The organism is Salmonella sp. SAL04162, from assembly GCF_046551535.1.
Classification (GTDB): Bacteria; Pseudomonadota; Gammaproteobacteria; order Enterobacterales; family Enterobacteriaceae; genus Salmonella; species Salmonella enterica.
The window spans coordinates 202,570-220,090 of record NZ_JBGDVX010000006.1 but is presented as its reverse complement, the minus strand read 5'-3'; the positions used below and the strand labels follow the sequence as shown (position 1 = coordinate 220,090).

19 protein-coding genes and 1 pseudogene are annotated in these 17,521 nt (G+C 52.6%); 4 read left to right on the top strand and 16 right to left on the bottom strand.

Annotation, left to right across the window (positions count from 1 at the left end; all coding sequences use genetic code 11):
* Positions 1-8: 8 nt before the first annotated feature.
* The 3 genes from ulaC to ulaA are packed head-to-tail and all read right to left on the bottom strand — an operon-like array spanning position 9 to position 2,201.
* Positions 9-473 (bottom strand): PTS ascorbate transporter subunit IIA, encoded by a 465-nt coding sequence (gene ulaC, locus ACLJRH_RS14290; protein WP_000776531.1) that lies wholly within the window; start codon positions 471-473, stop codon positions 9-11.
* A 9-nt stretch (positions 474-482) separates the two neighbouring features.
* A complete protein-coding gene (gene ulaB / locus ACLJRH_RS14285; RefSeq protein ID WP_000218358.1) occupies positions 483-788 on the bottom strand; it encodes a PTS ascorbate transporter subunit IIB in 306 nt (101 codons plus the stop codon).
* Positions 789-803: 15 nt separating this feature from the next.
* On the bottom strand, positions 804-2,201 hold the full coding sequence (gene ulaA, locus ACLJRH_RS14280) for a PTS ascorbate transporter subunit IIC (protein ID WP_000404876.1): 1,398 nt from the start codon (positions 2,199-2,201) through the stop codon (positions 804-806).
* A 362-nt stretch (positions 2,202-2,563) separates the two neighbouring features.
* Here ulaA and ulaG point away from each other — a divergent pair, with 362 nt between their 5' ends.
* A complete protein-coding gene (gene ulaG / locus ACLJRH_RS14275) occupies positions 2,564-3,628 on the top strand; it encodes an L-ascorbate 6-phosphate lactonase (RefSeq protein ID WP_000049161.1) in 1,065 nt (354 codons plus the stop codon).
* 104 nt (positions 3,629-3,732) lie between these two features.
* Positions 3,733-4,488, top strand: coding sequence for an HTH-type transcriptional regulator UlaR (gene ulaR / locus ACLJRH_RS14270; RefSeq protein WP_000133618.1), 756 nt, complete (start codon positions 3,733-3,735; stop codon positions 4,486-4,488).
* Here ulaR and yjfP read toward each other — a convergent pair.
* Positions 4,485-5,234 (bottom strand): esterase, encoded by a 750-nt coding sequence (gene yjfP / locus ACLJRH_RS14265; protein ID WP_023136352.1) that lies wholly within the window; start codon positions 5,232-5,234, stop codon positions 4,485-4,487. The two genes, ulaR and yjfP, sit on opposite strands and share 4 nt — an antisense overlap.
* A 183-nt stretch (positions 5,235-5,417) precedes the next feature.
* On the opposite strand from yjfP, the gene bsmA reads away from it, so the two are divergent.
* Complete coding sequence (bsmA, locus tag ACLJRH_RS14260) at positions 5,418-5,747, top strand: biofilm peroxide resistance protein BsmA (protein WP_000586836.1); 330 nt, start codon at positions 5,418-5,420, stop codon at positions 5,745-5,747.
* Positions 5,748-5,877: 130 nt separating this feature from the next.
* Positions 5,878-6,153, top strand: a complete 276-nt coding sequence (gene yjfN, locus ACLJRH_RS14255; protein ID WP_001518964.1) for a DUF1471 family protease activator YjfN — start codon at positions 5,878-5,880, stop codon at positions 6,151-6,153.
* Between the two features lie 44 nt (positions 6,154-6,197).
* On the opposite strand, the gene ACLJRH_RS14250 is transcribed toward yjfN, so the two are convergent.
* The 12 genes and pseudogenes from ACLJRH_RS14250 to purA form a co-directional block, all read right to left on the bottom strand.
* Positions 6,198-7,820, bottom strand: a complete 1,623-nt coding sequence (locus ACLJRH_RS14250; RefSeq protein ID WP_023136353.1) for an isovaleryl-CoA dehydrogenase — start codon at positions 7,818-7,820, stop codon at positions 6,198-6,200.
* A gap of 84 nt (positions 7,821-7,904) precedes the next feature.
* Positions 7,905-9,068 (bottom strand): glutathionylspermidine synthase family protein, encoded by a 1,164-nt coding sequence (locus ACLJRH_RS14245; protein WP_000943947.1) that lies wholly within the window; start codon positions 9,066-9,068, stop codon positions 7,905-7,907.
* Positions 9,069-9,070: 2 nt separating this feature from the next.
* Positions 9,071-9,709: a DUF1190 domain-containing protein gene (locus ACLJRH_RS14240; RefSeq protein WP_023136355.1), complete on the bottom strand. Its 639-nt coding sequence runs from the start codon at positions 9,707-9,709 to the stop codon at positions 9,071-9,073.
* A gap of 9 nt (positions 9,710-9,718) precedes the next feature.
* Positions 9,719-10,117 carry a DUF350 domain-containing protein gene (locus tag ACLJRH_RS14235; protein ID WP_000547736.1) on the bottom strand — a complete coding sequence of 133 codons (399 nt, stop codon included), beginning with the start codon at positions 10,115-10,117 and terminating at the stop codon, positions 9,719-9,721.
* Positions 10,118-10,134: 17 nt separating this feature from the next.
* Positions 10,135-10,818, bottom strand: a complete 684-nt coding sequence (locus ACLJRH_RS14230; protein ID WP_000090294.1) for a YjfK family protein — start codon at positions 10,816-10,818, stop codon at positions 10,135-10,137.
* 121 nt (positions 10,819-10,939) lie between these two features.
* Positions 10,940-11,027, bottom strand: a pseudogene (locus ACLJRH_RS14225) (hypothetical protein); the annotation flags it as partial.
* Positions 11,027-11,725: a PspA/IM30 family protein gene (locus ACLJRH_RS14220; RefSeq protein ID WP_000511981.1), complete on the bottom strand. Its 699-nt coding sequence runs from the start codon at positions 11,723-11,725 to the stop codon at positions 11,027-11,029. The gene ACLJRH_RS14220 and the pseudogene ACLJRH_RS14225, both read right to left, overlap by 1 nt.
* Positions 11,726-11,739: 14 nt before the next feature.
* Entirely contained in the window at positions 11,740-12,144 is a 405-nt protein-coding gene (locus tag ACLJRH_RS14215) for a YjfI family protein (protein ID WP_001527172.1), read from the bottom strand.
* A 131-nt stretch (positions 12,145-12,275) separates the two neighbouring features.
* Positions 12,276-13,007, bottom strand: coding sequence for a 23S rRNA (guanosine(2251)-2'-O)-methyltransferase RlmB (gene rlmB / locus ACLJRH_RS14210; protein WP_001293274.1), 732 nt, complete (start codon positions 13,005-13,007; stop codon positions 12,276-12,278).
* Between the two features lie 90 nt (positions 13,008-13,097).
* Positions 13,098-15,536: a ribonuclease R gene (gene rnr, locus ACLJRH_RS14205; protein ID WP_023136356.1), complete on the bottom strand. Its 2,439-nt coding sequence runs from the start codon at positions 15,534-15,536 to the stop codon at positions 13,098-13,100.
* A 37-nt stretch (positions 15,537-15,573) separates the two neighbouring features.
* Complete coding sequence (gene nsrR / locus ACLJRH_RS14200) at positions 15,574-15,999, bottom strand: nitric oxide-sensing transcriptional repressor NsrR (RefSeq protein WP_001177632.1); 426 nt, start codon at positions 15,997-15,999, stop codon at positions 15,574-15,576.
* Positions 16,000-16,218: 219 nt separating this feature from the next.
* Positions 16,219-17,517, bottom strand: a complete 1,299-nt coding sequence (purA, locus tag ACLJRH_RS14195; RefSeq protein ID WP_000527976.1) for an adenylosuccinate synthase — start codon at positions 17,515-17,517, stop codon at positions 16,219-16,221.
* Between the last annotated feature and the right edge of the window lie 4 nt (positions 17,518-17,521).

The following is a 17,521-nucleotide window of genomic DNA, read 5'->3' as shown; positions in this document are numbered from 1 at the left end:
ATTCCTTCTTAAGCTGCCGCGTTGGTGCGGTCAATGAGATCCAGGACTTCCTGCGCGGTACGGCAGGCGCGTAAACGGTCGAAATTGGCTTCGTCTTCAAACAGATTAACGATCTGCATGATGCCCACTTCCTGGTGAGTGTTGGCATCGACCGCCGCCATGGTGATCAGAATATCGACCGGGTCGTTATCTTCGTGGTTGAACTCCAGCGGCTTTTTCAGCGTCACCAGAGAAAAACCGGTTTTCTTGACCCCTTCTTCCGGGCGGCCATGCGGCATCGCCAGGCCGGGGGCAATCACAAAATAGGGGCCAAACTGCTCAACGCCATCGAGAATGGCCTGGTAATAGCGCGGCTCCACCACGTCGGCAGCCACCAGTAAATCGACGCCGATCTTGACGGCTTCCTGCCAGGTATTCGCTTCAGCCTGCAGGCGGATAGAATTATTCTCCGCCAGTGAATCACGTAATTTCATGTTGCATCCTTACTTCACGTCTTGCGGGAAATGTTCTTTGATCACTTCCAGCAGTTTCGGGCCGAAGTCAGCTGGAGAGAGCATGTTGCGCACGCCAACCACATATTTGTTGCCGGTCACGCTGATTTCGCCTGCAATATGGGTAGAAGCGATGATGATATCCGCGCCGCTCAACTCGCTTTTGTACTCGCCAACCGCGCAGCTGTTTACCGTGTGGTCAATGTTTGATTGGGTTAAAAACTGGTCCACTTTCATTTTCATGATCATGGAACTGCCTTGTCCGTTGCCACACACAGCCAGAATACGTACGGTCATAATCAAAACTCCTTATTAAGCAGACTGTTCTGCCAGTTGTTTTTCTGCATCTTCTTCTGCGCGCAGTGCGCGGCCAGCGAAGAACATATAAGCCAGTGCAATTACAATGATGACGGCCATAAAGGCGATACCGAGGGAGAAGAAGCCCTGCATCATCGGCGGTGCCAGAATCGACCAGTCCGCCATACCCATCCAGGCACTCATACCGGTGAGTTTCACCGCCCAGACGCAACCAAAGATTTCAATCATCCCCATCACCAGACAAATTTTCAGCGCCGCACGCCAGCCGCCGAAGTGGTTAGCGAACACGCCGATAGTGGCGTTAGAGAAGAACATCGGGATAAAGCCAGGAATAATCAGGATCGAGGAGCCGCAGGCAACCAGGATGCCAACCGCAATCAGCTGACCAATGGTGCCCCACATAAAGCCCCAGACCACCGCGTTCGGCGCGAAGCTATAAATAGCCGCACAGTCAATCGCCAGTACTGCGCCCGGAATCAGACGCTGGGAGATACCGTTAAAGGCCTCAGAGAGTTCTGCCACAAACATGCGCACGCCCTGAGTGATGATGAAGATCGCCACCGCAAAGGAGAAACCGGTTTGCAGGATGTAGACCGTCCAGTGCACTTTGCCCGCCATCGCCTGCACGGTGTCGATACCGAAGGAGAGCAGAATGGCACCAAAGAAGATGGTCATTACAATCGCCGTGGAGACGATGTTGTCGTGGAAAATGTTCAGCCAGCCCGGCAGTTTGAGGTCTTCAACGCTTTCCTCTTTTTTGCCCAGGAACGGCGCGACTTTATAGGCAATCCAGGAAGCAAACTGCTGCTGGTGACCGATGGAGAAACCACAGCCATCGGTCACTTCCTGAGTCGGCTTATACATCATGTTGGAGGTAATACCCCAGTACAGGGAAACCAGTATCGCCGTGCAGATAATGGTGGTCCACATGGAATAGCCGAAGATATAGAAAGAGACCGCAATCAGCCCCGCCTGCTGGAACATGATGTGCCCGGTCAACATGATGGTGCGAATACCGGTAATGCGTCGCAACAAGACGTAACAAATATTCAGCGCCAGCGCGAGCAACACCGCGTAGCCTACCCAACTATACGCATCACCCATCCGTTCGATCGTTGCCATCATCGAAGCATAGGTATCGGAAATCGCGCCGTTGATGCCGTAAACCTCAGACATTTTCGCCACCACCGGTTTAAAGGTGCTGGTCAGAATGCCGGACCCGGCCTGTAGCAGCATGAAGCCAATGATGGTTTTGATCGTCCCTTTGATGATCACGCTGACGCTTTTACGCAGCAGGATATAGCCCAGGCAGGTCACAATACCCAGTAATAGCGGGGCATTGGTCATTACCTGATTAAAAAAAATGGTAAAGATGTTGTAGAGGATCTCCATAACGATCTCCGGTAGACAAGGTTGCTGAGTCACAGGCGCTCAGAATAATGTCCCTCCACTGTAATTTTCAAAAGTAATCACAACAAGATTGAATTTGATTAAATGTGACGTAGCGCGCAAATAATTAGCACACTTAATACATGGTTTACTTATAAATAACTCATTTCTTCATTAAAATAAGTAAAATCATAAAGATGAATACATCGCCATGACGCCAGAAAAGATTAAATTTTCTTCTGGCTGCGTTCTCCTCTACTCAAAAGTCAAAAAATAGCCCATTGCCTTCTTGAGAAAATAGTGTCAGGATTAATCAAAACAAATCACGTTTTGAACCATTTTGAACAAACATGAAGGTAAATGCGATGAGTAAAGTACAAAGCATCACGCGTGAATCATGGATTCTGAGCACGTTTCCGGAGTGGGGAAGCTGGCTGAACGAAGAGATTGAGCAAGAGCAGGTCGCGCCGGGTACGTTCGCTATGTGGTGGCTGGGCTGTACCGGTATCTGGCTAAAATCTGAAGGCGGCACTAACGTATGCGTCGATTTCTGGTGCGGTACCGGTAAACAGAGCCACGGTAATCCGTTGATGAAAACCGGCCATCAGATGCAGCGTATGGCTGGCGTCAAAAAATTACAGCCTAACCTGCGCACCACGCCGTTTGTTCTCGATCCTTTCGCTATCCGTCAAATTGACGCCGTACTAGCGACCCACGACCATAACGATCACATTGACGTCAATGTCGCGGCTGCCGTAATGCAGAATTGCGCCGATGATGTTCCGTTTATCGGCCCGCAGACCTGCGTGGATTTATGGGTTGGCTGGGGCGTGCCTAAAGAACGCTGCATCGTGGTAAAACCGGGCGATGTCGTGAAAGTGAAAGATATTGAAATTCATGCGCTTGATGCCTTTGACCGTACCGCATTAATCACCCTGCCCGCCGATCAGAAAGCCGCTGGCGTACTGCCGGACGGCATGGATGTACGCGCGGTTAACTATCTGTTTAAAACGCCGGGCGGCAATCTCTATCACAGCGGCGATTCTCACTATTCCAACTACTACGCGAAACACGGCAACGAACATCAAATTGATGTCGCGCTCGGTTCTTACGGTGAAAACCCGCGCGGTATTACGGACAAAATGACCAGCGCGGATATTTTACGCATGGCGGAATCGCTGAATACCAAAGTGGTGATCCCGTTCCATCACGATATCTGGTCGAACTTCCAGGCCGATCCGCAAGAGATCCGCGTGCTATGGGAAATGAAGAAAGATCGCCTGAAGTATGGTTTTAAACCGTTTATCTGGCAGGTTGGCGGCAAGTTTACCTGGCCGCTGGATAAAGACAATTTCGAATACCACTATCCGCGTGGGTTTGACGATTGCTTTACCATTGAACCCGATCTACCGTTCAAATCCTTCCTGTGAGTCGATATCATGCCGGGATTACCCGGCATTTTTTCCATTTACTTTAGTATTTCCAGGCTATTTCAAATATCATCTTTTCAAATCAATTTGTATCGGAATAGCTCATGACTGAAGCACAAAGACATCAAATACTGCTGGATATGCTGGCACAGTTGGGCTTTGTTACCGTCGAAAACGTGATTGAGCGTCTGGGGATCTCCCCGGCGACAGCGCGCCGCGACATCAACAAGCTCGACGAAAGCGGGAAACTTAAAAAAGTGCGCAACGGCGCAGAGGCCATTACCCAACAGCGGCCCCGCTGGACGCCGATGAATCTGCACCAGGCGCAAAACCACGATGAAAAAGTACGCATCGCGAAAGCGGCGTCGCAGCTGGTGAACCCGGGTGAAAGCGTAGTGATTAACTGCGGCTCCACCGCTTTCCTGCTGGGGCGTGAAATGTGCGGGAAGCCGGTACAGATCATTACCAACTATCTGCCGCTGGCGAATTATCTGATCGATCAAGAGCATGACAGCGTGATTATCATGGGGGGTCAGTACAACAAAAGCCAGTCGATTACCCTGAGCCCGCAGGGAAGTGAAAACAGTCTCTATGCTGGCCACTGGATGTTTACCAGCGGAAAGGGCTTAACCGCGGATGGCCTGTACAAGACCGATATGCTAACCGCCATGGCGGAACAAAAAATGCTCAGCGTCGTCGGGAAACTGGTCGCGCTGGTCGATAGCAGTAAAATTGGCGAGCGCGCGGGAATGCTGTTCAGCCGCGCCGATCAGATCGCTATGCTGATTACCGGCAAAAATGCCAATCCGCAGGTTTTGCAACAGCTTGAAGCCCAGGGTGTAAGCATACTCCGCGTTTAAAGATACTGTCGGAAAAACGCTACCGTCGCCGACAACGCTTCTGGCGTAATGCGATGCCGCACGCCTGCGGCCCATAAACAGGTCACATGCTTATCCAGCTTCGCCGCGGCGAGTGCCTGCTGGAGCCGGAAGGTTTCGATAGCAGGCACCACGTCATCCTCCTGACCATGCCACAACAGAAGCGGCCTGTCGGCCAGTCGCTCTAACTGATGTGTGACTTCCCATTCACGTAGCGGCGCGATGATATTGTCGAATTCCGCCTGCTGTGCCGGGTTCTGCGGGGATAACGGCGGGAAAAGCGTCCGGGCGAGCCCGGTAAAATAGCCCGACCCCATTAAACTGGCCCCGCATTTTACCTCCCGGTGACGCGTCATAATGCCCAGCGCCGTCATACCGCCCATGGATGCGCCGCCCACCGCTAACCGCCCGTCAAGTAGCCAATTTTCCGCCTGAATCGCCGCACGTAACGTCGTAAATTCCTGCATGTTTTGGTGCAGAATCTGCCAGAATCGGCGTATCCGTCCCTGTGAGTCGCCGCCGAAGCGAGCGCCATGCTCCGGCGCATCCGGCATGACTACCCGGAATCCTGCCTGTGCCAGGGCAACGGCAAAATAACTATAAACCAGGCTGGAGGAGGTGAAGCCATGATAGAACACCACACAGGGAAGCGGCACGGCGCGTTTCCCTTCCGGGAAGGCATGTAGTACGACGCCTCCGGCTAATTGTCGTGTTTCAATCGCTATCATTATTCTCTCCTTTCTATCCGGTATGCCACGGAGAAATACTTAACGCAAGTTTATGGATAGCGCAATAATTCATAATGTTTGAGAACTGGGTTACGCTTTCGCAACGTTTTCATTCGAAAATCGCGTGACAGGTAACACTTCGGGAACATTCCCCCTAAAGGGAAATCAATAAGGCATTACACTATGATTATCAGGAAACGAGATAGAGTTATGCGTCGGTTTGCTTCATTGATAGCAGCGCTGTTATTAAGCGCGTGTAGCGTGCTGCAGGGTACGCCGCAACCTGCGCCGCCTGTCGCCGATCACCCGCAGGAAATCCGTCGCGATCAAACGCAAGGACTACAGCGGATGGGGACCGTAAGCGCGCTGGTTCGGGGCTCCCCGGATGATGCAATAGATGAAATCAGAGCGAAAGCCGTCGCTGCGAAAGCCGATTATTACGTTATCTTAATGGTTGATGAAACGGTTGTAACCGGCCAGTGGTATTCACAAGCCATTTTGTATCGTCAATAACAGTAGATTGATTTTTAGTCAGTTTTACATTGCTTTGCGTCCCTATGCGTTTACCTGTGCACAATACACAAACAGGTTTACCGTGATGGAGCGTCCTGTTAAATGCGGGGTATGTAATAAGGAGCTGACGATGAAACAAGAACTTGCCTTATCCTCACTGCTGCTTTCTGCCGGACTGGTGAGTACGACGGCACAGTCTGCCGAATTCGCCAGTGCTGACTGCGTAACGGGTCTGAATGAAATCGGCCTGATCTCGGTCAGTAATGTTGCAGGAAACCCACAGGATGTAGAGCGGATTATCGCCCTGAAAGCCGATGAACAGGGTGCGTCCTGGTACAGAATTATTCAAATGTATGAAGAACAACAGTCGGATAACTGGCGCGTACAGGCGATACTCTATGCCTGATGCCGCGTGGCTCGCGCCGGATGGCATGTACCACAGGCCAAACGTTACCGCAGTCCCCCGGTCGCCCTTAACAGTAAATCATTTTGCACCTGGGCAGGCAGCGGCATTTCGCCGCGTGTATCCAGCATCATCTGACACCACGCTTGCGCCAGCGGCGGCGAGGCATGACGCAGCATTTCCGCTCCGCATCCCAGCAGGAAAAGCTGCTGCGTAATCTCTCTGCCCATTGCTTCGTCCGGTTTGCGTAAACGTTGCTGTAGCTGACGTACCGCGCGGTCGTAATGGCGATCCTGACCTTTGACTTCCGCAAAAGCTTCACTCAATACGTCATAGACGCCGTGTTGTTTTGTCAGCACCCGAAGTACATCCAGACACATGATATTGCCGGAACCTTCCCAGATACTGTTCACCGGCATTTCACGGTACAGGCGAGGGAGTTCGCTCTCTTCGCAATACCCCATCCCGCCGAGAACCTCCATCGCCTCAGCCACAAAAGGGATTCCCTGCTTACAGATGGCGAATTTCGCCGCTGGCGTGAATAATCGCGCCCATAATGCCTCTTTCGCCTCGCGACGTTGCTCCCAGGCGCGCGCCAGCCGAAACAAAAGCGCCGTCTGCCCCTCCAGGCATAGCGCCATACGACTTAAGGTTTGTCGCATCAACGGTTGTTCGATCAGCGGCTTACCAAAAGCCTGACGCTGATGAGCATGGTAAATCGCGACTGAAAACGCACGCCGCATTAAGCCATGACTCCCGAGCGCGCAGTCAAGACGCGTCATACCGCCCATCTTTAAGATATGCCGAATCCCGTCGCCCTCTTCTCCCAGACGCCAGCCGACGGCATCCTGAAACTCGACTTCGGCGCTGGCATTAGATCGATTACCGAGTTTATCTTTCAGGCGTTCAAGACGAACAGAGTTCCGTTGCCCGTCTGGCAGGAAACGCGGCACAAAGAAACAGGATAATCCTCCTTTTGCCTGCGCCAGCACGAGGTGCGCATCACTTTGCGGCACAGAGAAAAACCATTTATGTCCCACCAGCCGATATGAATCATCCGCCAGCCGCTCCGCGTGGGTCGTATTACTGAGTACGTCCGATCCGCCCTGCTTTTCCGTCATTCCCATGCCGATGAGCAGGCCCCGTTTTTGCCCGCCCGGCAGCAAATGCGAATCGTAGCGATCGCTGCGCAGCGCCGCCAGCCAGTCATGGAAAGTGGCGGGAAGCATCTGCAATAGCAACGGCGTCGCGGCAAAGGTCATCGTGACAGGACAGAGTGTTCCCGCTTCTACCTGAGCATGTAATACAAAACGCGCCGCCCGGGCGACAAAACTTCCCGCCCTTGCCTCCTCCTCCCAGGCCAGGTTATGTACCCGATTAGCGCAAAGCCCCTGCATCAACAGGTGCCAGGCGGGATGAAAGCGAACGTCATCCAGACGTTGCCCCTGGGGATCGTAACGCAGCAACTCAGGAGGATACGCATTCGCCAAACGACCCAGTTCCAGTGATTCCGCCGTTCCCAGTTGTTGGCCAATGCTGGCGAGAAGATCGCTATCCCATCCCGCGCCTTCCCGGGAAACCGCTTCACACAGCGCGCCATCAGACAGGAATAAGTTACTGTTATTGAGCGGAGCAGGTTGATTAAAGACGGTATGTGTTTGCCAGGACATGGTGTCTCCCTCCTTCAATGGCGCTGAAGTCAAGTATGGTCATGACTGCGCCATTGACGCCGGAGCAAGATCACAAAAGTATGATTAACCGGCAATATAATGTGGGACGAAACGGGAAGTGTCTTTGGTAATTAGCGTATTGTCCTCGCGAATCCCCATCCCGGCGGCTTCATCGTCAATGATCCAACTGCCAATCAGCGTATAGCTATCGCCAAAGCGCGGCAAAGGCTGAAACGCCTGGTAAATCATCGGCTCGTCAGCGTAGTCGCCGTCGGCATGATCGATAACATTTTGCCGCTCGTCGAAAATCGTGACGTTGCCGCCTTCACGTGAATAAATCGGCTTCCGCACGCTGCTTTCACCTGGCGCTGCGAGCGATTTTTCGCCCTCAAACCAGGCCGGTAGCAGATTCGGATGGCCAGGGAAAAAGCGCCACAATAACGGCAACAGCCCTTTGTTACTCAGAATACTTTTCCACAATGGCTCAATCCATTGCTCACGCCGTTTTCGCAACAGCGGGCCGTTGTCATCGCGCATCATCCACTCCAGCGGGTAGAGCTTAAAGGCGCGGCGAATCACATTATCGTCCAGATCGGTCAGCACGCCGCCTACACCAAGCCCCAGTTCTTCAATATAGATAAATCGCGTTTCCTGGCCCGCCTGCTGCGCGCAATCCTGAAGGTACAGCACCGTCGTGCGATCTTCGTCGGTATCTTCACAACAGCAAAAGTAGAGCGGTTCCCGACTGTACAGCTCGCTGAAGCGGGCGATCAGCCGCTCCTGTATCGCGTTGTATTGATCGGCATCACGCGGAATGGCGCCGCTACGACGAGCATCCTCCAGCCATAGCCATTGAAAGTAGGAGGATTCATAGAGCGATGTCGGCGTATCCGCGTTGTATTCCAGCAATTTAACCGGATCTTTGCCGCACCAGACGAAATCCATCCGTCCGTAAAGCGAAGGATCGCGGCTGCGCCAACTTTCGGCGATGACATCCCAGTACAATGGCGGGATCGCCAACTGCTGCATGATCTGCTCATCCCGGACGGCCCGCTCGACAACCTCCAGACACATCTGATGAAGCTCTGCGGTCGGTTTTTCGATCTGTTCTTCAATTTGCCGTAATGTAAAACGGTAGGCCCGGCTTTCATCCCAGTAAATTTCGTTATCGATAACATGAAAGTCAAAACCGTGATCGCAGGCGATCTTATCCAGATCCCGGCGTACCGGTACGTTATGTCGTAGCATGGTTAGCCTCCCCAGTGCCCGCGGGCGCTGGAAGAACGGCCATAGCCGCCGCGGGAGACGGTGGACGCTTTCCGTGTCGTATAACCAGGGCTGGTCGCGGTATCGCTTTTCCCTGTACCGCTGCGCCACGCATAATCGCCGGACGTGGTGCGCCAGACGGGACGGGAGGCGTAGGATGAACCGCCGCTGCTATAGATGTATTGTTCGTCACGGTTTTGACGAATCGCGCGGCTGAGCAAAAAGCCGCTTAATACCGGAACCCAACTCCGATCGGTGCTATCAAAGTAGCAATCGCCAAACTGCGACTGACAGCTCTCCTGCGTCAATTGCTTAGGCACATTCGCGTAAAATTCTGTTTTCGCATTATTCCAGCCGTCAGCGCAAACGCTGGCGCTATTGCCATCGTCAATACAGTCGTTCACCGTGGCGTAAAACGTCCCATCGCCGTCGTTGTCAGTATTGCCGCCATCACCGCACCCTTTCAGGAGAAAAAAGGCCGCTCCGCCCATAATCGCCAGCGTCAGGCATTTTGGCGTGTAGCGATTTCGTTGCCGCTCAAAGGGATTAACCGGTTCGGCTATCCGTCTTATTGCCGAATGGCCTACGCCGGATGTTCTTCTGGATTTTCGTTTTTTTGCCATGATCTTCCGTTACCATGTCATACAGGCAGCGTTAAAAATACCGCCAGCCAGCGCTGCGGTTCCCATAAATAGCCCCGCCGCCACGTTGTGATGAATAATTTTTTCGCTCAGCGTAGGCATGTATAACCTTACGCAGCCATAAATCAGCAGTTGAATCACCAGCGCAATGCCGCCCCAGGCAAAATAGTCCGGGATGCTGACCGAGTTTATCGCCGCGCTGGATAAGGGGATGACATAGCCCAGCAACGTACCGCTAAAGGCCAGCGATGCCGCAGTATTGTTATTTTTTATCAACTGCCATTCATTATGCGGCGTTATCTTTGAGTAAATAAAAAGAAATGCGATGACCATTGCCGCGCCAATAAAAAAATAGGCGCAGAAAGCCAGTAATGCGTCCAGTATATGCATAATTGTCCTGTATGTGCTTAACCAATAACCGTCAGTGAGGTGAGCGGGATATCCACGCCGAGCGCGCGCGAAAACACCCATTCAGGCTCACCGCGTTCGTTAAATGATTCTTCCCCGTTCAATAGAAGATACTCCCAGGCGTCATCCGTCACCTGGCGCTGGAAGCCCATCGTAAAATTGTGAACGTCCCATTTCTCTGCCTGCTGATTTTCAACCTTTTCCAGCATGTAGACAGGTTCAATATTGCCCGGCTCTTCATGGTTAAAAAAGCGCTGCCAGCGCCGTTCTTGCCAGTTGAGCGTCATCGGCCCTATTGCCGCTGGCGCAATGGCTGAACGCCAGTGACGTTCCTCGTTAATACCGAAACTTTCCTCATATACAAAAAGTTTGATGTCATCAATGTCGTCAACATCCGTGCCGCCAGTGGTGTTAATTTGTAGAAACTCATCGCCAGAGGTGTAGTAGCGAAAAATCTGACTGCCGCCGCCTAAATCTATGCGACTCGCTGCCGCGACAGTGTATTTTTCACCCGGTAGCTCCACCAGCAACGACGACTCCAGTAGCCGGAATGCCAGCGTATCCAGCGTGAAACCGGCGTTAAGATGTAATCCTAATGGTCCGCGAATCGGCGCTGGCGCGCTTGTTTTACCGAGCAAACGCTGAAAAAATTGCATCATAGGGGAACCTCTATCTCTTGCCATGCGACCTCTTCAGCCAGAATGCGATTGTCGTTAGGCATAATGCCATTTGAGATCGCGCATTCATGTGCCGTCTCGTATGAAAGCGACGAGCTCAGCACGGTAGCGCGCTTTCGCGCTACCGATAACAAAGCAGATACTGCCCGATAAACAGGCCAGGTCAGTCTGGACAAATGACGCTGGCAGGTTTTGACCATCCACGTAAAGAGCATTATTCGCCTTGTTGACGCTGTAAACGCGCCAACACATCCTGAGCATTGCTTTTATTGGTTGCGCCAATGCCGGCCTGCGCCAGTTTTTCATCCAGGTCGCGTCCATCGGCGACTTTTTCCAGCTGCGCGGCGGCATCCAGCCGGGCCTGGCGTTCAGCCTGACGCGTTTGTAAACGTTTAAGCGACTCCGCCGCCGTAGACACATTCGACGCGGCTCCGACGGTCGAGGTCGTCACCGCCTGCTGGGCGCGCTGCATGGCTTCTGTCGCCTTAACCACTTCAAGTTGCTGCTCAAACTGCGCAATCCGCTGGCCTGTCGCCGTTACGGCCTTCTCCACCGCATCACGAGAGGCTTCCAGATTAGTCAGCACCTGTTCTTCGGCAAGAATGGCATTTTCCAGACGGGCTATTTCTTCCGCCACTTCGTTGAGTAAAGCGGCGTCGACATTCTTACTCATTGCCGCCAACGCCCGCGTTTCAAGGCTGGCTTTACGCTCACGTAAATCATTCAGCTTGTCATGGCTTAGTTTCACCCGCGCCAATAAATCCACTCTGGATTTACCCGCTTTATCCAGCTCGGCTTTTGCGTCGCGAATATGCTGCTCCAGCATACGTACACCCTGTGCTTCATCAATGGCCTCTTCTGCCTGAGCAACGAATGATTTACCTAACGTGAACAAACTTTTTAAAATTCCCATGTAAGCCGCCTGTATTATTCCTGTGAATAGACTTGTGTTATTTCAGCGATATCCAACGCATTTTCTACAAGCGTGGTGATTTCCAGCGTCACGTCGGCAAGCGACGAATTTAACGACAACGCGCCAAAAGCGACATAATATTCCTCCTGTTTTACCTGGGTAATACCGACCGAAGACAGCGGTAAAATCTTCTGATTTCTCAGCAAGAAAAGATTAAATTCCGCGGTATCTCTAATCGTATTTACCGGACAGATATAAGTCTCGATAACTATTTGTTGCGAGGTAAATAAAACCGCCAGTGGTAAATCGCCATAATCATTCATTTTTATTATTAATGAAGATTCATTATTTTCTATATCAATATTTAATTCAGCGATGTTGTTTAATGCATCCGCCAGCGTCCGTGGAGTCCATGCCATATTATTATCTCTATCTCTTTTTTATAAATAAAGGAAATTACAGGGTAGGTTTTGTTTTATATATTACCAGCCAAAGATAAAAAAAAACCATCCGATTATGGATGGTTTTTTCTTAAAAAATACTATTAGCGTCAGGTGCGCTGGCGAACGGCTTCAAACAGACAAATCCCGGTCGCAACAGAGACATTCAGCGACGACACGCTACCGGCCATAGGAATGCTGATCAGCTCATCGCAGTGCTCACGGGTCAGACGACGCATACCTTCACCTTCTGCGCCCATGACCAACGCCATGCGGCCAGGCATTTTGCTCTGATACAGCGTATGGTCAGCCTCGCCCGCCGTCCCGACAATCCAGATATTCTCTTCCTGCAACATGCGCATCGTGCGCGCCAGGTTGGTGACGCGGATCAACGGCACGCTTTCCGCTGCGCCGCAAGCGACTTTCTTCGCCGTCGCGTTAAGTTGCGCGGAGCGGTCTTTCGGCACGATTACCGCATGTACGCCTGCGGCATCGGCGCTGCGCAAACAGGCGCCAAGATTATGCGGATCGGTGACGCCATCGAGGATCAACAAAAAGGGGCGATCGTGTAATGCGATCAGATCCGGCAGATCGTTTTCCTGATACTGCCGGCCTGGTTTCACGCGAGCGATAATACCCTGATGCACGGCACCGTCGCTTTTCTCGTCGAGATATTGGCGGTTTGCCAGCTGGATAACCACGCCCTGGGACTCAAGGGCGTGGATCAGCGGCAACAGACGTTTATCTTCACGGCCTTTTAAAATAAAGACTTCCTGAAAACGTTCAGGGGCGCGCTCCAGCAGGGCCTGCACTGCGTGGATGCCGTAAATCATTTCGCTCATTAATGTACTCATTGTTTACGTTTTGCCGGGGGCGCTACGCTTGCCCGGCCTACAGATAATTCACCCTCTTCTGTTTGAAGAGGGTGTTGCTCACTCTGCCGCTTTTTTCTTCGCCGCACGCTTCGCTTTGGTCGCTGCGGCTATTTTCTGCGTTTTAGCCGATGGCTTTTTTGCTTTTCTCGCGTCTTTCTTCGCTGCTTTCGGCTTCGCTTTTTTCTCGCCGCGGAAGGCGCTATCAGGCTCGAAGTTAACTTTCTTACCTACCTGACGACGTTTACCGGCGTTTTTACTTTCACCTTTTTTCGCTTTTTCACGCGCCGTTTTGCCGACGTTACGCGGTGCGCGCTCGCTGGAGATCAGGCTAAAGTCAATTTTCCGTTCGTCCATATTCACCGCTTCGACACGTACCTCGACCCGGTCGCCCAGGCGATATGTCTGCCCGCCGGACTCGCCAATCAGACGTTGCCCTACCTGATCGAAGCGATAGTAATCGTTATCCAGTGAGGAAACGTGTACCAGCCCATCGATAAACAGTTCATCAAGACGGACAAAGAAGCCGAAACCGGTGACGCTGGCAATCACGCCCTTAAAGACGTTGCCTACCTGATCCAGCATAAAGTCACATTTCAGCCAATCGGAGACATCACGCGTCGCTTCATCAGCGCGGCGTTCCGCCATCGAACAGTGCTGGCCGAGCTGCAACATCTCTTCCATCGAGTAGTGATAACCGCCCGTTTCTGTGGTGTTGCCCTTGTTCCCTTGCTCTTTCGCCAGCAGGTACTTAATGGCGCGGTGCAAAGAAAGATCCGGATAGCGGCGAATCGGCGAGGTAAAGTGTGCATAAGACTGCAACGCCAGGCCAAAGTGCCCGCGGTTTTCCGGATCGTAAATCGCCTGCTTCATTGAACGCAGCAGCATAGTTTGCAGCATTTCGGCGTCCGGCCGGTCGGCAATCGATTCAAGCAGTTCGGCATAATCGCGCGGTTCCGGTTTGTTTCCGCCCGGCAGCTCCAACCCCAGCTCCGCCAGTACGGAGCGGAATGAGATGATCGCTTCGGTGGTGGGCTTATCATGAATACGGAATAACGCCGGCTCTTTAGCTTTTTCGACAAAGCGCGCCGCCGAGATATTCGCCATGATCATGCACTCTTCGATAAGCTTATGCGCGTCATTACGCTGGGTCTGTTCGATACGCTCAATGCGACGATCGGCGTTAAAGATAAACTTCGCCTCTTCGCTCTCAAACGAGATCCCCCCGCGCTCTTCACGCGCTTTATCCAGCACTTTGTAGAGGTTGTGCAGCTCTTCAATATGCTTCACCAGCGGCGCATATTGTTCACGCAGATCCTGATCGCCCTGCAGCATATGCCAGACTTTGGTATAGGTCAGACGCGCATGGGAGCTCATCACCGCTTCATAGAATTTGTAGCCGGTCAGCCGACCTTTCGCCGAGATGGTCATTTCACAGACCATACACAGCCTGTCAACCTGCGGGTTTAGCGAACACAGGCCGTTGGAGAGCACCTCCGGCAACATTGGGACAACCTGTGACGGGAAGTAAACCGACGTGCCGCGATTGCGCGCCTCGCGATCCAACGGCGTTGGCGGCCGTACATAATAGCTCACGTCAGCAATAGCGACCCACAAACGCCAGCCGCCGCCGCGTTTTTTCTCACAGTAAACCGCGTCGTCAAAGTCACGGGCATCTTCGCCATCAATCGTGACCAGCGGCAAATCGCGCAGATCGACACGACCGACTTTCGCCTCTTCCGGCACCTCTTCTTTCAGCCCGGCGACCTGCTGCTCTACCGCCTGCGGCCAGATGTAAGGTATTTCATGGGTACGCAGCGCCATATCAACCGCCATACCGGTGCCCATATTGTCGCCCAGCACTTCGACGATTTTCCCTACCGCTTTAGTACGGCGAGTTGGACGTTGGGTCAGTTCAACCACGACCACGAACCCCATCCGCGCGCCCATGACGTCTTCTGGCGGGATAAGAATGTCGAAGCTGAGACGGCTGTCGTCCGGCACTACAAAGCCGACGCCCGCATCGGTGAAATAACGCCCGACTATCTGACTGGTTTTCGGTACCAGTACACGGACGATACGCGCTTCGCGGCGACCTTTACGATCGGCGCCCAGCGGCTGCGCCAGCACCTGATCGCCATGAATACAGGTTTTCATTTGCTCGCTGGAAAGATACAGATCGTCTTTGCGGCCTTCGACACGTAAGAAACCGTAACCATCACGATGACCGATCACGGTGCCTTTCAGCAGGTCGAGGCGTTCCGGCAGCGCATAGCACTGGCGGCGGGTAAAGACCAGTTGTCCGTCGCGCTCCATCGCGCGCAGGCGGCGACGCAAGGCTTCAAGCTGCTCTTCGCCTTCAATATTCAGTTCTACGGCCAGTTCTTCGCGACTGGCCGGTTTTTCACGTTTCGTTAAATGTTCGAGGATAAATTCCCGGCTCGGGATAGGATTCGCGTATTTTTCTGCTTCGCGTTCCTGGAAAGGATCTTGTGACATTGAGGTTCCTCCATTGTCATCTCTAATGAAGTTTACTTCACTCCACCAGTAATAATTTATAAAGCGGTTGATTCTCTTCAACCAAATCGGCAAGCGTGTAGTTATCCAGCTCCTTGAGAAAACTCTGCACGGCCTTAGAAAGCGCCTGTTTCAGACGACAGGCAGGGGTGATGTGGCAAAATTCGCTGCTACAGTTGACCAGTGATAAGGGTTCCAGCTCACGCACCACATCGCCAATACAAATAGTATTAGCCGGTTTACCCAGGCGGATACCGCCATTTTTTCCCCGAACGGCGGTGACAAAGCCCGCCCGGCTAAGCTGATTGATAATTTTGACCATATGATTACGGGACACGCCGTAGACTTCTGTCACCTCAGAAATGCTGGTCATTCGTCCATCTGGTAACGACGCCATATAGATTAGCGCACGTAAGCCGTAATCGGTGAAACTCGTTAACTGCACATCAACCTCAGGAAAAGGGAAAACGGGATATAACTTATCTGTATTGATGATAAACCAGCCACCTGTCAGGCTGCTAATTTATTTCGGTTCAGGAAGGAAAAAAGCGGGGAACAATGACGCATTTGAGCCGAAGGGTGATGCAAAGCATCTTATCCGGCCAACAAATGCGTACTCATCATAGACCCGGTAAGCGTAGCGTTACCGGGCATCATCCATCAATTACGCGTCGAACGGATCGCGCAGAATCATCGTCTCAGTACGATCGGGGCCGGTAGAAATAATATCAATCGGCACGCCGGTCAGTTCTTCGATACGCTTGATGTAGTTCAGTGCCGCCTGCGGCAGACCGCTACGATCTTTCACGCCGAAGGTGGATTCAGACCAGCCCGGCATGGTTTCGTAAATCGGCTCTACACCTTTCCAGTCGTCAGCTGCCAGCGGAGTGGTAGTCACTTCGCGACCATCCGGCATACGGTAAGCCACGCAGAGTTTCACCTCTTTCAGGCCATCCAGCACGTCCAGTTTGGTCAGGCAGAAGCCAGACAGGGAGTTCAGCTGTACCGCACGACGAACGGCAACGGTGTCCAGCCAGCCGGTACGACGACGACGGCCGGTAGTGGCGCCGTATTCGTTACCCTGCTTGCAGAGGAACTCGCCGGTTTCATCAAACAGCTCAGTCGGGAACGGACCTGCACCTACACGAGTGGAGTAAGCTTTGAGGATACCCAGAACGTAATCAACATAACGCGGGCCCAGGCCGGAACCGGTCGCCACGCCACCTGCAGTGGTGTTAGAAGAAGTTACATACGGATAAGTACCGTGGTCGATATCCAGCAGGGTACCCTGCGCACCTTCAAACATGACGAAATCGCCACGCTGACGCGCCTGGTCGAGCAGGTCCGAAACGTCAACAACCATAGAAGTCAGGATGTCGGCAACAGCCATCGTATCATCCAGAACTTTCTGGTAATCAACCGCTTCAACTTTGTAGTAGTTAACCAACTGGAAGTTGTGATATTCCATCACTTCTTTCAGTTTTTCAGCGAAGGTTTCTTTGTCGAAAAGGTCACCAACACGCAGACCGCGACGTGCCACTTTATCTTCATAAGCAGGCCCGATTCCACGACCGGTGGTGCCGATCGCTTTCGCGCCACGCGCTTTCTCACGCGCGTTATCCAGCGCAACGTGATAATCAAGGATCAGCGGACAGGCTTCAGACAGCAGCAGACGCTCACGAACGGGGATGCCACGGTCTTCCAGTTCTTTCATCTCTTTCATCAGCGCGCTCGGAGACAGCACAACACCGTTACCGATGATGCTGGTTACATTCTCGCGAAGAATACCTGATGGAATAAGATGGAGAACGGTTTTTTCACCGTTGATTACGAGAGTATGGCCTGCGTTGTGACCGCCCTGGTAGCGTACAACATATTTAGCCCGTTCAGTCAGAAGATCGACGATCTTTCCTTTACCTTCGTCACCCCATTGGGTGCCCAGTACGACGACGTTGTTACCCATTTTT